An 18,358-nucleotide genomic window follows, 5' to 3' on the forward strand; every position below is an offset into this window, starting at 1 on the left:
TGACAGGGCTTCGGCAACTTCCATACCAACCGCTGGAAATGCCCCTCGGAGGCCCGAGCCAAAGGCTTGCGCGGTGCAAGCGCGGGCGCTGACCCGATCTCGGGAACGGGCCTCTTTCCCCAGCATTGGGGGGAGGTGGGGATAGCGGCATGGGTGGGGAAGGGGTGGGGGGAATCCAGCCCAAAGTCGGGCAAACTGCCATTAGTGGGCTATAAACCCTGTAGGGGTTTTGTCGGAAAAACGTCCATGACCACGCAGGCAAAAACACTGGCGCCCGAGAAGGGCGACATCCGCTTGAGCAGGCGCAAGCAGCCGTTCAATCTGCTGCGCTGGTTTTCGTTCATCAGCTTGTTGGTGATCGGCACGGTGGCAGTGGCGTTGGGGTCGGTATCGACGAAGTTCGTGATTACCGAAAGCGTGCAGCGCGATGCGTTATTGACCTCACAGTTCCTGACCGCGATTGCCTCGGCCGAGGTGCGCCATGTGTCGATCCCCAACGTGCGGACCATGGGCGAATTGCTCGACCCGCGCAAAGACCGCGACTTTCCCGACGTCGACCCGATGGCCCGGGCCAATGCCCGCGGTGAATTCCTCGACCACATCTCGCACTTGCCCGACGTGATCCTGGCCAACGTCTATGCCCCCGACCGCATGGTGATCTGGTCGACCAACCCTGCGTTGATGGGCACCACCATTCATGCCGATGAAGACCTGGATCGGGCCTTTGCCTCAATGACCCCGGTATCGGCCAGTTACCACGATGTGGACAAGACCCGCATGGAACAGAAGTTCGTGACGCCTCCGGAATACATCTTCATCGAGAACTACATTCCGCTGTTCGATGCCGATGGCGACAAGGTCACCGCGATGGTCGAGATCTATAAAGAGCCCCAGGACCTGATCAATCGCATGATGCGCGGCCTGGTGCTGATCTGGCTGGCCACGGCCCTGGGCGGCGGGCTGATTTACCTGGGGTTGTACTGGATTGTGCGGCGTGCGGCGATTCTGCTGGCGCAACAGCAAAAGCAGTTGATCACCAACGAAACCTTTGTCGCCCTGGGCGAGATGTCGTCGGCGGTCGCCCACAGTTTGCGCAACCCGCTGGCGACCATTCGCTCAAGCGCCGAATTGGCCCTGGAGTTCGACAGTGGGCCTGCGCACAAGAACATCAATGACATCATCGGTCAGGTCGACCGGATGTCGAAGTGGGTGCGCGAGTTGCTGCAATCCTTGCGACCGTTGAGTGACGAGGCCGAGCCGGTGAACCTGGTGGCCACGCTGCATGATGCGCTCGGCGCTTATGAACAGCAGATCGCCAAGGCCCGGATCAATGTCGTGTTCGAGCCCAAGGACACGCCGATGGTGCTGAGCCAACCGATGCAGTTGACGCAGATCCTCAACAGTTTGCTGGCCAATGCCCTGGAAGCCATGGACGAGGGCGGTACGCTGACCATCACCCTGGAGCCGACCGACTCCCGGCGCGTTTGTGTGGTGATCAGCGATACCGGTAAAGGCATGAATGAAGAACAGCGCGCCATGGCCTTCCGACCGTTCTTCACCACCAAGCGCGGCGGGCTTGGCGTCGGGCTGGTGTTGGTCAAGCGCATCATGGAGCGTTTTGGCGGGGCTGTGGCGCTGGACAGTCGCGAAGGCGAGGGTACGCGTGTCCGTCTGTCGTTCAAGTTGATTCCCTGACAATGGGGGCGAACTTTCCCCGCTAGCGGGTGCCATTCCCCAGTCGTTTTTCAAGTCATGGCGAAATGATGTTGGTAAGCCATTGTTTCATTGAGTATTAATCCTTTTGAATAACGCTGTTACAAATTTGGCGAGCTATTTGCAAAACCCCCATCACCCCCTTCACGCATACGAGGCGGCTGGTGATGGACAGAAAAGCGCGGTATCCCTTCAAGTGGTTCGGCCTGTTGACGCCGTTGAGCGTCCTTCTCTCGATGACACTCAGCACAGGGACGCTGCGCGCAGGACCTATAGACGACGAGCGACAGCCCGAGCCGTCTGACCCTTCTGCTTACTACGATGAACCGGTAGACAAGGCTGCGGCGTTGAACGCCATTTTGACCATGCCTGATGCCAACGAAGACTCCTTCGATTTGCCTGACGGGGTCAAAGGCACACGCGATTCCACACGGGTGGAAAACGTTCTGCCGCCCACGGTGCAGACCAGTTTCAACTACCCCACCAATGGCAAGCCGAGCCCGTTGTTTGGTGCTCAACCGTTCACGCAGCAACTGGTGCTGTTCGAGGAGTTCGGTCCGGAAAAACTCGACCCCACCACGCCTGTGGCGCTCTTGCCGTTTCCACCGGCAGCCGTCGGCCCGCTGCCCCAGCAGGACCCCACCAGTGCGGCCCGCAGTGCGCCACCCAATGCCGCGCTCGATGCGTTCATGCGTCAGCCGGGACTGACGCCGTTCCCCAGTCAGTACGCCAACGTGGTGGACCGCAACCCGTGGCAGGCGCAGATCGAATATTTCCTCAACCGCCACATCGGTTCGTCGGCTGAAGGCCGGCCACCAGGAAAGGGCTGGTCGCATCAACGCTGGAACGAGTTCTACCCGCAGACGGCCTACAAGACCGTGCAGACCGGTGCGCGGGTCAACAGCGGCTGGCGTGACAGTCATCAGATGCACGGCTATGCCGTCGGCGAGTTCGGCCCCGGTGGCCTCTACCACAACGTCGCCGGTGTACCGATAACGAATGGCACCTCCAAGGGCGTCGATGCGCGTTTTCACCCGAACATGCCGGTGCAGAACCACAACTCGCTCTGGACCTTCGACGGTACCTTTCCACCAAAATTATTGATGGTGAGGTACGGCCAACCGGTGCTGATGCGCCATTACAACGGCCTGCCCATCGACCCGTCGGCAAACATGGGGTTTGGCCTGCACACCATCAGCACCCACGAACACAACGGTCACGCGCCGGCGGAAAGCGACGGCTATGCCAACGCGTTTTTCTTCCCGGGTCAGTATTACGACTATCGCTGGCCGATCCAGTTGGCAGGCTATGACAGCATCAACACCGACGCCCATGACCCACGCGCGGCATTCCCCTGCGCACCGGGTGAAACCCTGTGGACCAACGACGTCAATCCCAGCCGCAAGACCTGCGAGAACGGCACGATCAAGATCCGTGGCGACTGGCGCGAAACCATGAGCACCCACTGGTTCCACGACCACATGCTCGATTTCACCGCGCAGAACGTCTACAAGGGCAACGCGGCGATGATGAACTACTACAGCGCCCTGGATCGCGGCAACGAATCGGTGAAGGACGGCGTCAACCTGCGATTCCCCAGCGGCAGCGCCTTGCCTTGGGGTAACCGCGACTACGACGTCAACCTGGTGTTCGCCGACAAGGCCTGGGATCAGAACGGTCAGTTGTGGTTCAACCCGTTCAACACCGACGGCTTCATCGGGGACCAGGTGCTGGTCAACTGGCAATGGAAACCGAGCCTGGATGTGCGCGCCCGCAGCTATCGCTTCCGCATGCTCAACGGTTCGGTATCGCGTTACTACAAGTTTGCGCTGGTGCGTGAAATCAAGGGCACCAGCGGTGAGTTCCAGGGGCCCAAGGGCTCAGGTGTGTCCTATGCCCGCGTGCCGTTCCACATGATTGCCAACGACGGCAACATCATGGAACACAGCGTGCCTTTCGACGGCACCATGGACCTCGACGCCGACGGCGATAAACAGAACCACAACGCAATCCTGCCCACCCAGGGCATTGCCGAGCGCTTCGACATCATCGTCAACTTCGCGAAAAACGGCATCAAGCCAGGGGACAAGATTTTCTTCGTCAACCTGCTGGTGCACGACGATGGCAAAGGACCGAAGGAACCGGTCTCCCTGGCCGACGTGCTCTCCGAGAAATACCTGGCGGTGATCAAGCAAACCAGCAAGGGACCGCAGTGGGACAGGGGCGACCCGGCGGTGGGCAAGGTGTTGCAGCTCAACGTCAAGCCCTACACCGGTCAGGACCTGGCCATGGACCCGGCGCTGTACGAGCCGGCCAAACCGGGCAAGGCTGAAGGCCTGGTGATGATCCCGCTGAAGATCCACCGCGACAACGCTGCCGACAAGGCGCTGCTGGCCAAGGCCCGTCACCGCACCTTTGTCTTCGGTCGCTCCGACGGCACCGACGAGGCACCCTGGACAGTCAAGACCGATGGCGGCTTCGGCTTCCACATGGACCCCCGTCGCTTGAACGCATCGACCCAGTTGGCCAGTGGCCCCACCGATGCCGGGGCCGCCGGTTTCGGCACCCTGGAAGTGTGGAACATCAAGGCCGGTGGTACAGGCTGGAGTCACCCGGTGCATGTGCATTTCGAGGAAGGGGTGATCCTCAGTCGCGGCGGCAAGGCACCACCGGAATGGGAGAAATGGGCACGCAAGGACGTGTACCGCATCGGCTCGGAAAAGGATGGCCTGGACAGCGTGGAAATGGCGATCAACTTCCGCGAATTCGCCGGGACCTACATGGAGCACTGTCACAACACCCAGCATGAGGACAACTCGATGCTGCTGCGTTGGGACATTGAGAAGCCCGGGCAATTCCAGTTGATGCCGACTCCGCTGCCCAGCTGGGACGGTGTGCGCTACGTGAACTCCGCCGCGTTGCCAACCTTCCGCACGGGCGATGGCTTGGGCCCACAAGTGACCGTTAAACCATGAACCGGGAGGGTGTCGACATGAAGTGGCAAACACCACGCTCACGAGACTGGGGCATGCACCTGGTGCTGGTATTGGCGACCTGCGTGCTGGCCAGCCAGTTGCTGGTCGCCGGCCAGTCGCCGTCGACACCCGCGCCCCTGCCGACAGCCGCCGAGACGGCGGTCGCCGATTCCGCCACCCCGTGGGGTGGCGACTATTTCCCCAACACCCTGCTGACCAACCAGGACGGTCGGCAGGTGCGTTTTTTCGATGACCTGATCAAGGGCAAAGTGGTGGTGATCAACTTCATCTTCACCTCCTGCAGCGACTCGTGTCCGCTGGAAACCGCGCGTTTGCGCCAAGTGCAGAAACTGCTCGGCGACCGGGTCGGCAAGGACGTTTTTTTCTATTCCATCAGCATTGATCCCCTGAGCGATACACCCGCCGTGCTCAAGGCTTATGCGCGACGCTTCCAGGTCGGGCCGGGCTGGCAGTTCCTCACCGGGGAATTCGCCGATGTCACCGAGTTGCGGCAAAAACTGGGGTTGTTCATCGAAGGTGTCGATAACGGGCGCAGCAAGGATCACAACCTGAGCCTGATTGTCGGCAACCAGCAAACCGGGCGCTGGATGAAAGCGTCGCCGTTCGAAAATCCGTGGATTCTGGCCGATCAACTGGCCAACACCTTGCAGAACTGGAAGCAACCGAGCATTGAGCAGAGCTACGCCGACGCCCCGCCCATCCGGCCGCCGAGCAATGGCGAAGAACTGTTTCGCACCCGCTGCGCGTCGTGTCACAGCCTTGGCCCGCTGGACGGGCAGGGCATCGGCATGCGCAGCATTGGCCCCGATCTGGTCGGCGTGACCCGCCAACGTGATCCGGCCTGGCTCAACCGCTGGATTCGCGAGCCGGACCGCATGCTCGCGGAAAAAGACCCCATCGCCATGGAGCTGTTCGAGCGCTTCGACAATATACCGATGCCCAACCTGCGCATGGACGAGCATTCGGCGCAGTCCATCATCGACTTCCTCCAGGAAGAAACCGACCGTCAGCATCCGGTCGCGACGTCGTTGGCTACCCGTGCAGAGGAGCCGGAACATCGTCACGCCATCGCGCTGCCCGGCAAGGCACCCGATAAGACCCTGGCGCAATAGTGGCGAAATACTTTCATTGGGCAGCCTGTCCCGATCAATGCCACCTACACTGATTCGGAACATGGCTAAGAAGGCTTGTTTCCGTATCCAGGACGGTTCCATGCAGATACTAGAACAACAAAAAACACCTGCGCCTGATACGCCGGCCGCAGCAGGCAAGGGCTGGCGTCCGGCCTTCAATCTGGTGCGCTGGTTTTCCCTGGCCAGCTTTTTCATCATTGCTGCCGTGGCCCTGGGGCTGGGTTATGTCTCCACGCGCTTCGTGGTCGAAGAGAGCATCGAGCGCGATTCGATGCTCACCGCCCAATTCATTCAGGCCATTGGTGACGCAGAAATCCGCCATGCCGGGATCACCACGACCAGGACCATGGGCGAAATGCTCGACCCGCGGCTGGACAACGCTTACCCCGACGTCAATCCCGGTTCTCGTGCCGCTGCCCGCATAGAGTTTCTCGACCATGTCGAGCACCTGCCGGACTGCCTGTTGGCGGTGGTGTATGCACTGGATCGCACCGTGGTCTGGTCGACCAACCCGGAAATGATCGGCATGCGCGTCGAAGGCGACGAGGAGCTGGACGAGTCCTTCGAAATGAAGGAGACGGTGTCCACCAGCTACCACGAAATCGATGAGGAGCGTCCCGAGCAAAAACTGCTGCGCGAACCCGAGTATTTGTTCGTCGAGAACTACATCCCGATGTTCAACGCCGACAAAAGCAAAGTGATTGCCATGGTGGAAATCTACAAGGAGCCGGTCGATCTGGTGGCGCGCATCCAGCGTGGATTCAAGGCGATCTGGCTGGCGACCCTGCTCGGTGGCGCGGCCATTTACCTGGGGTTGTTCTGGATCGTGCGGCGGGCGGCCATGCTGCTGCAGAGTCAGCAGAAACAACTGATCGCCAACGAGACGTTTGTCGCCCTGGGGGAAATGTCCTCGGCGGTCGCCCACAGTTTGCGTAACCCGCTGGCGAACATCCGCTCCAGCGCCGAACTGGCCCAGGAAATCGCCAGCCAGACCGCGCAGAAAAACATCGGCGACATCATCAGCCAGGTCGATCGCATGTCACGCTGGGTCCGCGAATTGCTGGTGTCGTTGCGCCCGGTGAATGACGACGATGAAAACGTCGATCTGGTGCTGGCTGTCGACGACGCCCTGAGCGCCTTCGACCCCTTGATCAAGCGCTCGAATGTCGAAGTGCGCTTCACGCCCAAGAGTGTTCCACCGGTCGTCAGCCAACAGGTGCTGCTGACGCAAATTCTCAATAGCCTGTTCGCCAATGCCCTGGAAGCCATGCCCAAGGGCGGCGTGTTGAGCATCGATGTCGAATCGACGTCGCCCGAGCAGGTGAGTCTGATGATCAATGACACCGGCAAGGGCATGACCCGGCAACAACAACAGTTGGTCTTCAAGCCGTTTTTCACGACCAAACAAGGGGGGCTTGGCGTTGGCCTTGCCCTGGTCAAAAGAATCATGGAGCGCTTTGAAGGCTCGGTCGAACTGACCAGCCAGGAGCAGGAAGGAACCCGCGTCCGTCTCAATTTTAAAGTGGCAACGGGAGGGGAATATGGAGCACAGCATATTGCTGGTCGAGGATGATGAACTGCTCGCCGAGAATATTCAGACCTACCTGGAGCGCAAGGACTTCGAGGTGACCGTCTGCCACTCGGCGGAAGACGCGCTGGAGCAACTGGGGACCTTCGTTCCCGACGTCGTGCTGACCGACAACTCCTTGCCGGGCATGAGCGGTCATGACCTGATCCAGAGATTGCGCATCAGCGCGCCGGATCTGAAAGTGATCATGATGACGGGCTACGGCAATGTCGAAGACGCCGTGGTGGCGATGAAAGAAGGCGCATTCCATTACGTGACAAAACCGGTGGCCTTGCCAGAGCTCAAGCTGTTGCTGGACAAGGCCCTGGCCACCGATCGGATGGAGCGCACGCTGTCGTTCTACCAGGAGCGCGAAGCGCAGAAATCCGGGGTGCAGGCGCTGATCGGTGAGTCGGCACCGATGGCTTACCTCAAGGGCACCATCAGCCAGTTGCTCGACGCCGAACGCCGCATGGCCAACTCCGATCTGCCACCGGTACTGGTGGAAGGCGAAACCGGGACCGGCAAGGAACTGGTGGCCCGGGCCCTGCATTTCGACGGTCCACGTGCCAAAGGGCCGTTCATCGAATTCAACTGCGCCTCGATTCCGTCCAACCTGGTGGAGTCGGAGTTGTTCGGCCACGAGAAGGGCGCGTTCACCGACGCCAAGGACCGTCGCCTCGGTCTGGTCGAAGCGGCCGATGGCGGCACGCTGTTTCTCGATGAGATCGGTGAAATGGACCTGCTGCTGCAGGCCAAGCTGCTGAAGCTGCTGGAGGACCGGACGATTCGCCGGGTCGGTTCGGTCAAGGAGCGCAAAGTCGATCTGCGGGTGATCAGCGCCACCAACTGCAACCTTGAACAAATGGTCCAGCAGGGCAAGTTCCGCCGCGACCTGTTTTTCCGTCTGCGCATCATCTCGATCAAGGTGCCGCGCCTGTACGCCAGGGGGGAAGACATTCTGTTGCTGGCCCGGCACTTTCTGGCGACTCATGGCAAACGCTATGGCAAGCCACACCTGCATTTCAGTGACCAGGCCGAAGAATTGATGCTCAATTACAGCTGGCCCGGCAACGTGCGCGAGTTGCGCAACATGCTCGAGCAAACCGTGTTGCTGGCCCAGAGCGACACCATCGCCGCCCATCAGCTGAATGTCTGCCTGAGCCTGGTGGATGAGCCGCCGATGTTTCAGCACGAGCCGCCACCCAGCGAGCCACGTCCGTCCTATAACGGCACCGAGTCGATGAACCTGCCGGAAGTGGAGCGCGACATGGTGCGCAAAATGCTCGACAAGACCGACTGGAACGTCACCAAGTCCGCGCGCCTGTTGGGCCTGAGCCGCGACATGCTGCGTTACCGGATCGAAAAACTCGGCCTCGCTCGCCCGGACAAGCGCCAGTGGTAGAGAGCAGCTTCAAGCGGGAGCGGCCCGTTACAGGGCCGGGTCCGGTGCGCTGCGACAGGACTGCATGCACGAGGGGTCGAGGACTTCCTGGTTGACGTAGACACCGCGTTCCGGATCGTAGGAGCGGATGAACACGCGAACGGTGGTGTCCGCCACCGTCGGCAGGCGTGAGTCGGAGAACACGTGCTCGCTGGAAACCGGGATGAAGTCGCCGGGCGCCGTCGGGATGTACGACCCTGGCGGCACGGTGTTGATGGACGGTGGCGAGGGGTGGGCGAAGGGCTGGTCTGACCCGTAATAATGGAATTCGGTATTGGCCTGGTCGGTTTGCATCAGGCTGTCATCCGCCTGTACACAAGTGGCGACAGTCAGGCAGAGGGCAAACAACAGCGTCTGTTCGGTTTTGTTCATGGCAACACCTGCGAAATCGGTTTTCGCGCATTTCCCCAAGGTCATTAACTATAGCGCTCCCGTGGCCAGGCGTCGGTGCGGCCTGGTTTACAAGATCACAACAAAGCCCGGATGGGGCGAATGCCAGGCATGAACTAGAATCGGCGCGGTCAATCAAGACCCGATTCTGGAGTGCGCAATGGAAATGCCGACAAAAGATAAAGCCATCGCCAGCAACCGCGATGCCTGGAATGACTCCGCCCGACACCACAAGGACAGCGCCGAATGGCAGGCGCTGCTGAGCGCGGTGACTCATGCCGATTTCTCTTGCCTGGATGACACCCTGACCGGGTTGCTGACGCAGATCGGGGTCGACGGCAAGGAGGTGGTGCAACTGGGTTGCAACAACGGTCGCGAAAGCCTGTCGCTGTATGCCCTGGGTGCCAGGCATGTGGTGGGTGTCGATCAGTCGGCGGCGTTTCTCGATCAGGCGCGGGAACTGGCGTCGCGCTCACCCCGTGATCCCGAATTCATCGAGGCGGACATTCACCACTTGCCGCTTCAATTGCAGGGTCGCTTCGACCTGGCGCTGATCACCATCGGCGTATTGAACTGGATGCCGGACATCGGCGAGTTCCTCCGCCACGTGGCACAGACGCTGAAGCCGGGCGGCGCGCTGGTGGTGTACGAAACCCACCCGTTCCTGGAAATGTTCGACCCCGAGGCCGCCGAGCCTTTCGGCCTGTCCAGCTCGTACTTTCGCGCCGAACCCTTTGTCCAGCATCAACCGATCGTTTACGAAGGCAAAGTCGAGCAACCGGCCGCCGCGTCCTACTGGTTCGTCCACACCCTGGGCGCCATCTTCACCGGGGCCATCGCGGCCGGATTGCAGATCAGCCACTTCAAGGAGTACCCGCATTCCAATCGCGAGGAAGTCTATGACCGCTACCAGCAGCAAGCGGCGCAGTTGCCGTTGTGTTTTACCTTGGTGGCGGTGAAGTAAGCGATCAGGCGAGGGGCATCCAATCAGAAACCTTAGTGATTGATGACATGGCCAGGTTGTGCGCAAAGATCGATGCCAAGGGCATGTATGACTTTCAATACCGTGTCGAATCGCGGTTTCGCTCCTGGGGCGAAAGCCTTGTACAGGCTTTCGCGACCCATGCCTGAATCCTTGGCTATCTGGGTCATCCCACGGGCCTTTATCACGTAGCCGACAGCGCGAAGAAACTCCTCGTTGTCACCGTCTGCCAGTACTTGGGAGAGGTACTCGCTGATAGCTTCTTCACTGTCGAGCAGTGTTGCCATGTCGAAAGTCGTCAAAGTCTGGCTCAAGGTTAAACCTCCTTTGCCAATTTTTTTGCACGTTTGATATCAGTGCTTTGTGAGGATTTATCGCCACCGGCCAGCAGGACGATGACGACACCGTTTCGCATCGTGAAATAAATTCGATATCCCGCGCCTATGTCCACGCGCATTTCGGAAACGCCGTCACCTACTGGCTTGATATCGCCAAGGTTGCCCGCACAAGCGCGCTCAATGCGACGAGCTATGGCAATCCTGGCTCGCAAATCGCGAACCGAAGCGTGCCATTGAACAAATACGCTGGTTTGCTGAACAAGATAATTCATTACTCGACTGTATCCAAGTGGATACGGTTGAGCAGTCAGACATTTCCTTGCGTACTCGTGTTTTTTCCCAAGGGTGTGTAGGGCGATGTGGTTCCGGACATCCTGTTGCAAAAGTTGTAAAGGCTTACTCTACCGACTCCGCAGGGGTATCCATGGCAATGCTCACCACGCCATAGGCCACTCTCGGCACCCCAGGCAGTCGCTGCTCCAGCAGGGCGCTCAACGACTCGCCCTGATCCAGACAAGCATCGCCAAAGTCGGCACCCAGTTGACTGGGGTGGGCGACGATTTCCAGTAGACCGTCGTTCGGTGGGGGGGCGTTGCGCAGGTCCTGCGGGGTGCCCACGTAGTCGGCGGTGGCGCCGGCCAGGCGGCTCAAGCGGTGATTGAGCAGGTGCTTGAACACACGTTTCGGCAGGCTTTGCGTGTGTCCCAGGTTACGCGCCAGGCGCAGGGGAACGCCTTGGTCGGCGGCGAAACGCGCGACGATTTCGCCGATGGGCCAGATGGTGTGCACGTTCTGGTGGGAGTCCAGATGACTGGGCCTGACACCGTGGTCCAGGCAGCGTTGCCATTGCGCCTCGAGTTCTTCGTGTACGGCGCGGCGATCCTGATGGCCGAGCCAGAGACGGGTGCGGGACAGGTTGAGGTCGAACAGGCCGGCGCTGTCGCAGAAGGTCCGGCGCGTCAGAATGCGTCGGCTCAACGGGCGGCCGGCGGTGAGGTTGAAGTGCAGGCCGACGCGTCCTTCCAGCAACGGATGCCGGGCCAGTGAACACGCTGCTTCAAAGGCCGGCATATTGGCCATGGCGGTGGTGGAACTGATGACTCCAGCCTGGAAGGCTCCCAGGATCACCGCGTTGTCGCAGGCACTGAGACCGAAATCGTCAGCGTTGACTATGACTCGGTGCGGCATGTTCGTCCTCCATGGAAGGTCGGTGGATTCCAAGACTCGGAAATCAATCCAAGGGGTATAGACCAGCCTCCAACATCCATCACCGCCAACTGTCAGATGGGTATTTTCCGGCTTCGCGGCCAATTGCCATCAAGCGCTTGCCCCTGCTGGATTTGCTTCGCACAGGAAGGGCTGCGAAGGCGCTGTGCAAATCGATAAACGGTCGTCAGTCTTTGAATTCGCCGCAGACCGGGCGCGGCCGCCGTCGTCGACGGACAAAAAACATTCAGTCCCGCTATCCTTGGCCCACGCTCATCCAACAGGTTCTTCCATGCTTGAAGTCCGCGGTGTCTTCAAAAGCTACGCCACTCCCCAAGGGCCATTGCCGGTGTTGCAAGGGGTCGACCTGACCCTGAAACCCGGTAGCAGCCTGGCACTGATGGGCGAGTCGGGCAGTGGCAAGAGCACCTTGCTGCACTTGATCGCCGGTCTGGACAAGGTGGATCGCGGCAGTATCCGCAGTGGCGACCATCGCCTGGAACAAATGAACGAAAGCCAACTGGCGAACTGGCGGCGTACAGAGATCGGTTTGGTGTTCCAGCAGTTCAACCTGATCGGCAGCTTGCGGGTGGAGGACAATCTGGCGTTTCAGGCGCGGCTGGCGGGGCGGCATGATCCGCGTTGGCAGGCGCATCTGGTGCAGCGCCTGGGGTTGAGCGAGTTGCTGCGGCGCTATCCGGAACAGTTGTCCGGAGGGCAGCAGCAACGGGTGGCGCTGGGGCGTGCCCTGGCGTCGCGGCCACCGTTGCTGTTGGCCGACGAGCCCACCGGCAGCCTCGATGAAGCCACCAGCGATGACGTGCTCAAGCTGTTGCTGGCATTGCTCGATGACAGTCCGACGACCCTGTTGATGGTCACCCACAGTCCCCACGTCGCGGCGCGCCTGGCCGAAAAAGTGGTGCTGCACGGCGGGCGTCTGGCCGGCGTGGGCGCGCGCTGAGATGCGTATCTTCGCCCAGACCCTGCACGCGTTGCTGAGCCATTGGCGGCTGCATCCGGTGCAGTTTTTCAGTGTACTGACCGGTTTGTGGCTGGCCACCAGTCTGCTGACCGGCGTGCAAGCGTTGAACAGCCAGGCGCGGGACAGCTATGCCCGCGCCAGTCAGTTGATCGGTGGTGAACCCCAGGCCAGTCTCAGTGCGCCGGGGGGCGGGACGTTTTCCCAGCAGTTGTTCGTCGACTTGCGTCGCGCGGGCTGGCCGGTGTCGCCGGTGTTGCAGGGTCGGCTGACACTTCAGGGGCATGAGGAGCAGCGGCTGCAACTGATGGGCATCGAGCCGGTGTCACTGCCGGCCGGTGCGGCGGTGGCCGGGCAGGCCCTGGCCATCGAACAGGTGGTCGGCTTTTTCACGGCGCCGGGCAGCACCTGGATTTCGCCGCAGACGCTAAAGGCCCTGGGGCTGAGCGAAGGGGCGCGCCCGCTCGCGGCAAATGGTCAGGTGCTACCGCCATTGCACGCGCAAAGCGACATGGCCCCCGGGGTGTTGCTGGTGGACATCGGTTTCGCCCAGCCGATTCTCGGATTGCCGGATCAGTTGTCGCGTCTGCTGCTGCCCAAGGGCTTCACCGCGACGCTACCGGATGCGCTCCAGGGGCAACTTCAGCTCAAGACCGCTGGCGAAGAAAACAATCTGGCGCGCCTGACCGAAAGCTTTCACCTGAACCTCGATGCCTTGGGCTTTTTGTCGTTCGTGGTCGGCCTGTTCATCGTTCACGCCGCCATCGGACTGGCGCTGGAGCAGCGTCGAGGTTTGCTCAGAACCCTGCGTGCCTGCGGGGTGAGTGCGCGGATGCTGATCGCCTGCCTCGGCGTCGAATTGGGTGGGCTGGCGCTGATGGGCGGAATGGCCGGCGTGGTGAGCGGCTATTTACTGGCCAGCGTATTGCTCCCGGACGTCGCCGCCAGCCTGCGCGGGTTGTATGGCGCCGAAGTGGCGGGGCAGTTGAGCCTGAGTCCGCTGTGGTGGTTCAGTGGAATCGGCCTCAGCTTGCTCGGTGCCTTGCTGGCCGGTGCCAACAGTTTGTGGCGGGCGGCGCGTTTGCCGTTGCTGGCGCTGGCCAATCCGCAGGCCTGGCATCAGGCCCATGCGCGCTGGCTGCGGCGCCAGGGCTGGGTGGCGGCGGTGGCCTTGGTTGTCGCATTACTGGCGTTGCTGCGCGGTGACAGCCTGGCCAGCGGTTTCGTGCTGATGGCGACGCTGCTGCTGGGGGCCGCGCTGGCCTTGCCGGTGGTACTCAATACGCTGCTCAATGGCCTGCCGGGGAGCCGCCGAACGGTGCTGGGCCAATGGTTTCTCGCCGATTGTCGCCAGCAACTGCCCGCCCTGAGCCTGGCGCTGATGGCATTGCTCCTGGCACTGGCGGCGAACATCGGTGCCGGCAGCATGACCGCCGGTTTTCGCCAGACCTTCAGCGACTGGCTCGAACAACGCCTGACCGCCGAGTTGTACCTCAGCCCACTGAACCCGGCCCAGGCCCGTGACCTGCAAACCTGGCTCAAACAACAGCCGCAGCTCACGGCGGTGCTGCCGAACTGGCAGGTCTCGATCCAGTTGCAAGGCTGGCCGGCGGATGTCGTTGGCGTGATCGATCACCCGACCTATCGCCAGCACTGGCCGCTGCTGGAAGCCCTGGGCGACAACCCCTGGGATCGCCTGGCCAAGGACGACGCGCTGATGCTCAGCGAGCAACTGGCCCGGCGTTTGAAAGTGCGACTGGGCGATCACCTGACGATTCCCACGCCCACGGGCCCGTGGTCACCGCGCATCGTCGGGATCTACGCTGACTACGGCAATCCGAAGGGCCACGTGCTGGTTAACGTCAACCACCTGCTGCGCGGCTGGCCGCAATTGACGCCGAACCGTTTCAACCTGCGCATCGAACCGGCGTCGATTGCGCCGTTCGTCTCAGCGTTGCAAGCGCGTTTCGCGCTGGATGACAGCCGCATCGTCGATCAGTCCCGGCTCAAGGGCTGGTCCACGCAAGTGTTCGAACGCACCTTTGCCGCCACCGCCGCGCTCAATAGCCTGACGCTGTGCGTAGCGGGTGTGGCGCTGTTCATCAGCCTGTTGACCCAAAGCCAAAGCCGCCTCGGACAACTGGCGCCACTGTGGGCGCTGGGCGTGACGCGCCGGCAACTGATGCTGCTCAACCTAGGGCAAACCTGGTTGCTGGCCCTGCTGACGCTGGTGCTGGCGTTGCCGCTGGGCATTGCCCTGGCCTGGTGCCTGGACGCGGTGATCAACGTCCAGGCCTTCGGTTGGCGCCTGCCGTTGCGGGTGTTTCCGCTGCAATGGCTGCAGCTGATGGGGCTGGCGTTGCTGGCAACGTTGTTGGCCTCGGCATGGCCGCTGTATTCGCTGTACCGCACGCAACCGGCTGACCTGCTGAGGACTTTTGCCCATGAGGATTAGGCTGGGCGTATGGCTGATCGCCGCCTTGCTTGGCGGTTGCGATCAGTCGGTGCCGGCAGGCAAAGGCTTTGCCGGCCTCGGCAATCAAGCGGCCGCCTTCACCCCGGTGGTGCCGGGTCGCGAGTTCGGTTTTCCGGCGGATCATGGCCCCCACGATGGTTTTCGCATTGAGTGGTGGTACGTCACCGCCAACCTCAAGGACGAGCAGGGCCGTGAGTTCGGCGTGCAATGGACGCTGTTTCGCAGTGCCCTGACAGCCACGCCCGAGCAGGCAGGTTGGGGGAATCAGACGCTGTGGCTCGGCCACGCGGCCGTGACTTCGGCCTCGGTGCATCACGCCGCCGAACGCTATGCCCGTGGCGGCGTGGGGCAGGCCGGAGTGAGCCTGACGCCATTCAATGCGTGGATCGACGACTGGCATTTCAGCAGTCAGGCAACGGGTGCCGATCCACTGACAGCGCTGCAACTCAGCGCCCGCGACAAGGTGTTCGGCTATCAACTGCGGCTGACATCGACAAAGCCATTGGTGCTGCAAGGGGATAAGGGGTTCAGCCAGAAATCCGAACAGGGGCAGGCGTCGTATTACTACAGCCAGCCGTTTTTCCAGGCCAGCGGCAGCCTGGAGATCGATGGCCAGCGCTATCAAGTCAGTGGTCCCGCGTGGCTCGACCGTGAATGGAGCAGTCAGCCCCTGACTGCCAACCAGACCGGGTGGGACTGGTTTTCCCTGCATCTGGACAGCGGCGAACAGGTGATGCTCTATCGCATGCGGCAAAAGGACGGCGCTCCTTACCTGACCGGCACGTGGATTGACGCCCAGGGGCAGACGCAGTTGTTGAAGGCCGGCGACATCCGCCTGACTGCGAAGGACAGCGCCAAGGTGGCCGGGCGTTCGATGCCGGTCAGCTGGTCAATTCAGATTCCCGGCAAGCACCTGGACATCGTCATCAGCGCCCTCAACCCCAACGCCTGGATGAATTTGCGCATTCCGTACTGGGAAGGGCCAGTACGTTTGAGTGGCAGCCATGGCGGACAGGGTTATCTGGAAATGACCGGGTATTGAGTCGGAACACCGAACGCCCCGACGAGGCCCGACCATCCGGCGAATCCACAGCGCAAGAAACCGCGAGCACTCCCTGATCTGCGTCTATGCTCATCGGCACGGTCGGCGCTTGATCGAGGTTGAGCGCCTTTCGCTGCCATTCTTCACAGGGAAAGTACCGCTATGAAACGTCACACACGCAAGCTCTCCACATTGACCCAGGCGATCAGCCTGGCTGCTGTGCTGTCCACTGCCAGCCTCAGCGCTTTCGCTGCGGACATCCCGTTGGCGGAATCCGTGATTTCCGATCATGTCACCACCAAAGTCGTGTCGGTCGACGTCCCCAACCGTCAGGTGGTGCTGGAAGGCCCTGAAGGCAATCAGGTGTCGTTGCAACTCACTGAAAAGGCCAAGAACCTGGACAAGCTGAAGCCCGGTGATCAGGTCAAGGTCGATGTCCTGCACTCGGTCGCGGTCTCTCTCGACACCAGCGTCGACAAAGGCCTGCCTGGCACTTCCGAATACGCAGGCGAAATACGCAATGCACCGGGCTCGGCCAAGCCGGGTGGAGAAGCCTACCGTCAGGTGAAGGTGGAGTTGCAGATCACTGATATCGATCTCAAGCACCATCGTGTCACTTTTAAAAACCCTGCCGGCCAGTCGAAAACGGTCGATGTCCAACGACCTGAAGTTCAGGCCAAACTCAAGGACCTGAAAAAAGGCCAGAGTGTGGTGGTGACGTATACCGATGTATTAAAAGTAACAACTTTGAAATAAATGGATATTTGGTTTGCAGGGTGATTGTTCTTGTATAAGCGTTGTACAAGAACAATCTGCTATTCAGAAATGAGCGGGTGAGTTTGAGTTTGTTTGAATAAATTGTCCGCTGATATTTCAGTAATAGATGTGACTGCAAATTTCATGTTGTAAACGCGGACTTTCCCGGCGACATCAATTAAAATGCGTCTCGTTCGCCCAGCGCAGAGGCTCTTTACCAGTGCAAGGATTGCCGAGGCCAATGCACTGGGCGAACTCTTTGATCAACAGTCAGTTCTGCCTGTTTTCTTCATGTTCTCCCCAAGAAATAAATCGATCGCCCGCGCAACTCGGTATTGATTGCGCTTGTGCCGACTTTCCCGATTGGCAATGAACGCCATTCATCGAACGCTGAAGTTCCGGATATTTCATCAAGTCCAGGCCATGTTGCGGTCGCTGAAAAGCAGCGCTTGCAGCTGTTTGAAGCGCGACTTGTTTTGAGTTCAATGTGGCTATCGACAGGCGATTTCGCTTGTTACGCAGTATGCTTGGCACCCGGCAAGCCGAACGATCAGCACCGCGCGAAGGTCATACGGCAGGATCGATGCGCAGCCTTGTGCGCATCACGGCTAAAGCCCCCACTGCAGTCCCGAGACGGAGTGAAGACGACATGAAAATCCTGATGGTTTTAACGTCCCACGATCAATTGGGTAACACCGGCAAGAAAACCGGGTTCTGGCTGGAAGAATTCGCCGCCCCGTATTTCGCCTTCAAGGACGCCGGGGTTCAGTTGACCCTGGCCTCGCCCAAGGGCGGCCAGCCACCGCTGGACCCGAAAAGCGATGAGCCGGACGCGCAAACCGAAGCCACCGAGCGCTTTCGCAAGGACTCCGCAGCACAGTCGGCGTTGGCGTCGACGGTCGTGCTCAGTTCGGTGAAGGCCGACGATTACGACGCAATCTTCTACCCCGGCGGCCATGGGCCGTTGTGGGACCTGGCTGAAGACAAACATTCGATCGCCCTGATCGAAGCGTTTTACAAGGCAGGCAAACCGGTCGCGGCGGTGTGCCATGCGCCGGGCGTTTTGCGTCATGCCAAGGGCGCCGATGGTCAGCCACTGGTCAAGGGCAAGAAGGTAACGGGATTTACCAACAGCGAAGAAGAAGCGGTGCAATTGACCCACGTCGTGCCGTTTCTGGTGGAGGACGAACTCAAGGCCAAGGGCGGAATTTATTCCAAGGGGCCTGACTGGGCGAGCTATGTGCTGACCGATGGTCTGTTGCTGACCGGTCAGAATCCGGCGTCGTCGCAAGCGGCTGCCGAAGCCTTGTTGGCGAAACTGAAGTAGATACTGCTT

General features: G+C 60.6%; 15 protein-coding genes. 11 read left to right on the top strand and 4 right to left on the bottom strand.

What is annotated here, in order from left to right; genetic code table 11:
• The first annotated feature begins 246 nt into the window (after positions 1–246).
• The 5 genes from JQF37_RS09965 (at position 247) to JQF37_RS09985 (ending at position 8,814) form a co-directional block, all read left to right on the top strand.
• Entirely contained in the window at positions 247–1,695 is a 1,449-nt protein-coding gene (locus JQF37_RS09965; protein WP_130209911.1) for a HAMP domain-containing sensor histidine kinase, read from the top strand.
• Between the two features lie 185 nt (positions 1,696–1,880).
• The gene (locus tag JQF37_RS09970) at positions 1,881–4,688 is read left to right on the top strand and encodes a multicopper oxidase domain-containing protein (protein WP_130209913.1); all 2,808 of its coding nucleotides are present in this window, start codon (positions 1,881–1,883) and stop codon (positions 4,686–4,688) included.
• Between the two features lie 17 nt (positions 4,689–4,705).
• Positions 4,706–5,821: an SCO family protein gene (locus tag JQF37_RS09975; RefSeq protein WP_223272714.1), complete on the top strand. Its 1,116-nt coding sequence runs from the start codon at positions 4,706–4,708 to the stop codon at positions 5,819–5,821.
• A 100-nt stretch (positions 5,822–5,921) separates the two neighbouring features.
• A complete protein-coding gene (locus JQF37_RS09980; protein ID WP_130209917.1) occupies positions 5,922–7,415 on the top strand; it encodes an ATP-binding protein in 1,494 nt (497 codons plus the stop codon).
• The gene (locus JQF37_RS09985; RefSeq protein ID WP_130209919.1) at positions 7,384–8,814 is read left to right on the top strand and encodes a sigma-54 dependent transcriptional regulator; all 1,431 of its coding nucleotides are present in this window, start codon (positions 7,384–7,386) and stop codon (positions 8,812–8,814) included. Before JQF37_RS09980 ends, JQF37_RS09985 begins: the two co-directional genes overlap by 32 nt.
• Before the next feature lie 27 nt (positions 8,815–8,841).
• Here JQF37_RS09985 and JQF37_RS09990 read toward each other — a convergent pair whose 3' ends face one another.
• The gene (locus JQF37_RS09990; RefSeq protein ID WP_130209921.1) at positions 8,842–9,225 is read right to left on the bottom strand and encodes a hypothetical protein; all 384 of its coding nucleotides are present in this window, start codon (positions 9,223–9,225) and stop codon (positions 8,842–8,844) included.
• A gap of 178 nt (positions 9,226–9,403) precedes the next feature.
• Here JQF37_RS09990 and JQF37_RS09995 point away from each other — a divergent pair, with 178 nt between their 5' ends.
• Complete coding sequence (locus JQF37_RS09995) at positions 9,404–10,207, top strand: class I SAM-dependent methyltransferase (protein WP_130209923.1); 804 nt, start codon at positions 9,404–9,406, stop codon at positions 10,205–10,207.
• A 32-nt stretch (positions 10,208–10,239) separates the two neighbouring features.
• Here the strand turns inward: JQF37_RS09995 and JQF37_RS10000 are convergent, their stop codons facing one another.
• The 3 genes from JQF37_RS10000 to JQF37_RS10010 form a co-directional block, all read right to left on the bottom strand.
• Positions 10,240–10,539 (bottom strand): addiction module antidote protein, encoded by a 300-nt coding sequence (locus tag JQF37_RS10000; RefSeq protein ID WP_090319312.1) that lies wholly within the window; start codon positions 10,537–10,539, stop codon positions 10,240–10,242.
• A 2-nt stretch (positions 10,540–10,541) separates the two neighbouring features.
• The gene (locus JQF37_RS10005; RefSeq protein ID WP_130209925.1) at positions 10,542–10,835 is read right to left on the bottom strand and encodes a type II toxin-antitoxin system RelE/ParE family toxin; all 294 of its coding nucleotides are present in this window, start codon (positions 10,833–10,835) and stop codon (positions 10,542–10,544) included.
• Between the two features lie 124 nt (positions 10,836–10,959).
• Complete coding sequence (locus JQF37_RS10010; protein WP_130209927.1) at positions 10,960–11,751, bottom strand: ChbG/HpnK family deacetylase; 792 nt, start codon at positions 11,749–11,751, stop codon at positions 10,960–10,962.
• A gap of 310 nt (positions 11,752–12,061) precedes the next feature.
• On the opposite strand from JQF37_RS10010, the gene JQF37_RS10015 reads away from it, so the two are divergent.
• The 5 genes from JQF37_RS10015 to JQF37_RS10035 all read left to right on the top strand — a co-directional run bounded on the left by JQF37_RS10015 (position 12,062) and on the right by JQF37_RS10035 (position 18,349).
• Positions 12,062–12,730, top strand: coding sequence for an ABC transporter ATP-binding protein (locus JQF37_RS10015; protein WP_130209929.1), 669 nt, complete (start codon positions 12,062–12,064; stop codon positions 12,728–12,730).
• A 1-nt stretch (position 12,731) separates the two neighbouring features.
• A complete protein-coding gene (locus tag JQF37_RS10020; RefSeq protein WP_130209931.1) occupies positions 12,732–15,203 on the top strand; it encodes an ABC transporter permease in 2,472 nt (823 codons plus the stop codon).
• Positions 15,193–16,266 (top strand): lipocalin-like domain-containing protein, encoded by a 1,074-nt coding sequence (locus JQF37_RS10025; protein ID WP_130209933.1) that lies wholly within the window; start codon positions 15,193–15,195, stop codon positions 16,264–16,266. The genes JQF37_RS10020 and JQF37_RS10025 overlap by 11 nt, the downstream gene beginning before the upstream one ends.
• A 162-nt stretch (positions 16,267–16,428) precedes the next feature.
• Entirely contained in the window at positions 16,429–17,022 is a 594-nt protein-coding gene (locus JQF37_RS10030; protein ID WP_130209935.1) for a hypothetical protein, read from the top strand.
• Positions 17,023–17,671: 649 nt separating this feature from the next.
• Positions 17,672–18,349 carry a type 1 glutamine amidotransferase domain-containing protein gene (locus tag JQF37_RS10035; protein WP_103405464.1) on the top strand — a complete coding sequence of 226 codons (678 nt, stop codon included), beginning with the start codon at positions 17,672–17,674 and terminating at the stop codon, positions 18,347–18,349.
• Positions 18,350–18,358: the final 9 nt, after the last annotated feature.

This window comes from Pseudomonas sp. MIL9, assembly GCF_016887925.1.
Taxonomy (GTDB): Bacteria; Pseudomonadota; Gammaproteobacteria; order Pseudomonadales; family Pseudomonadaceae; genus Aquipseudomonas; species Aquipseudomonas mohnii.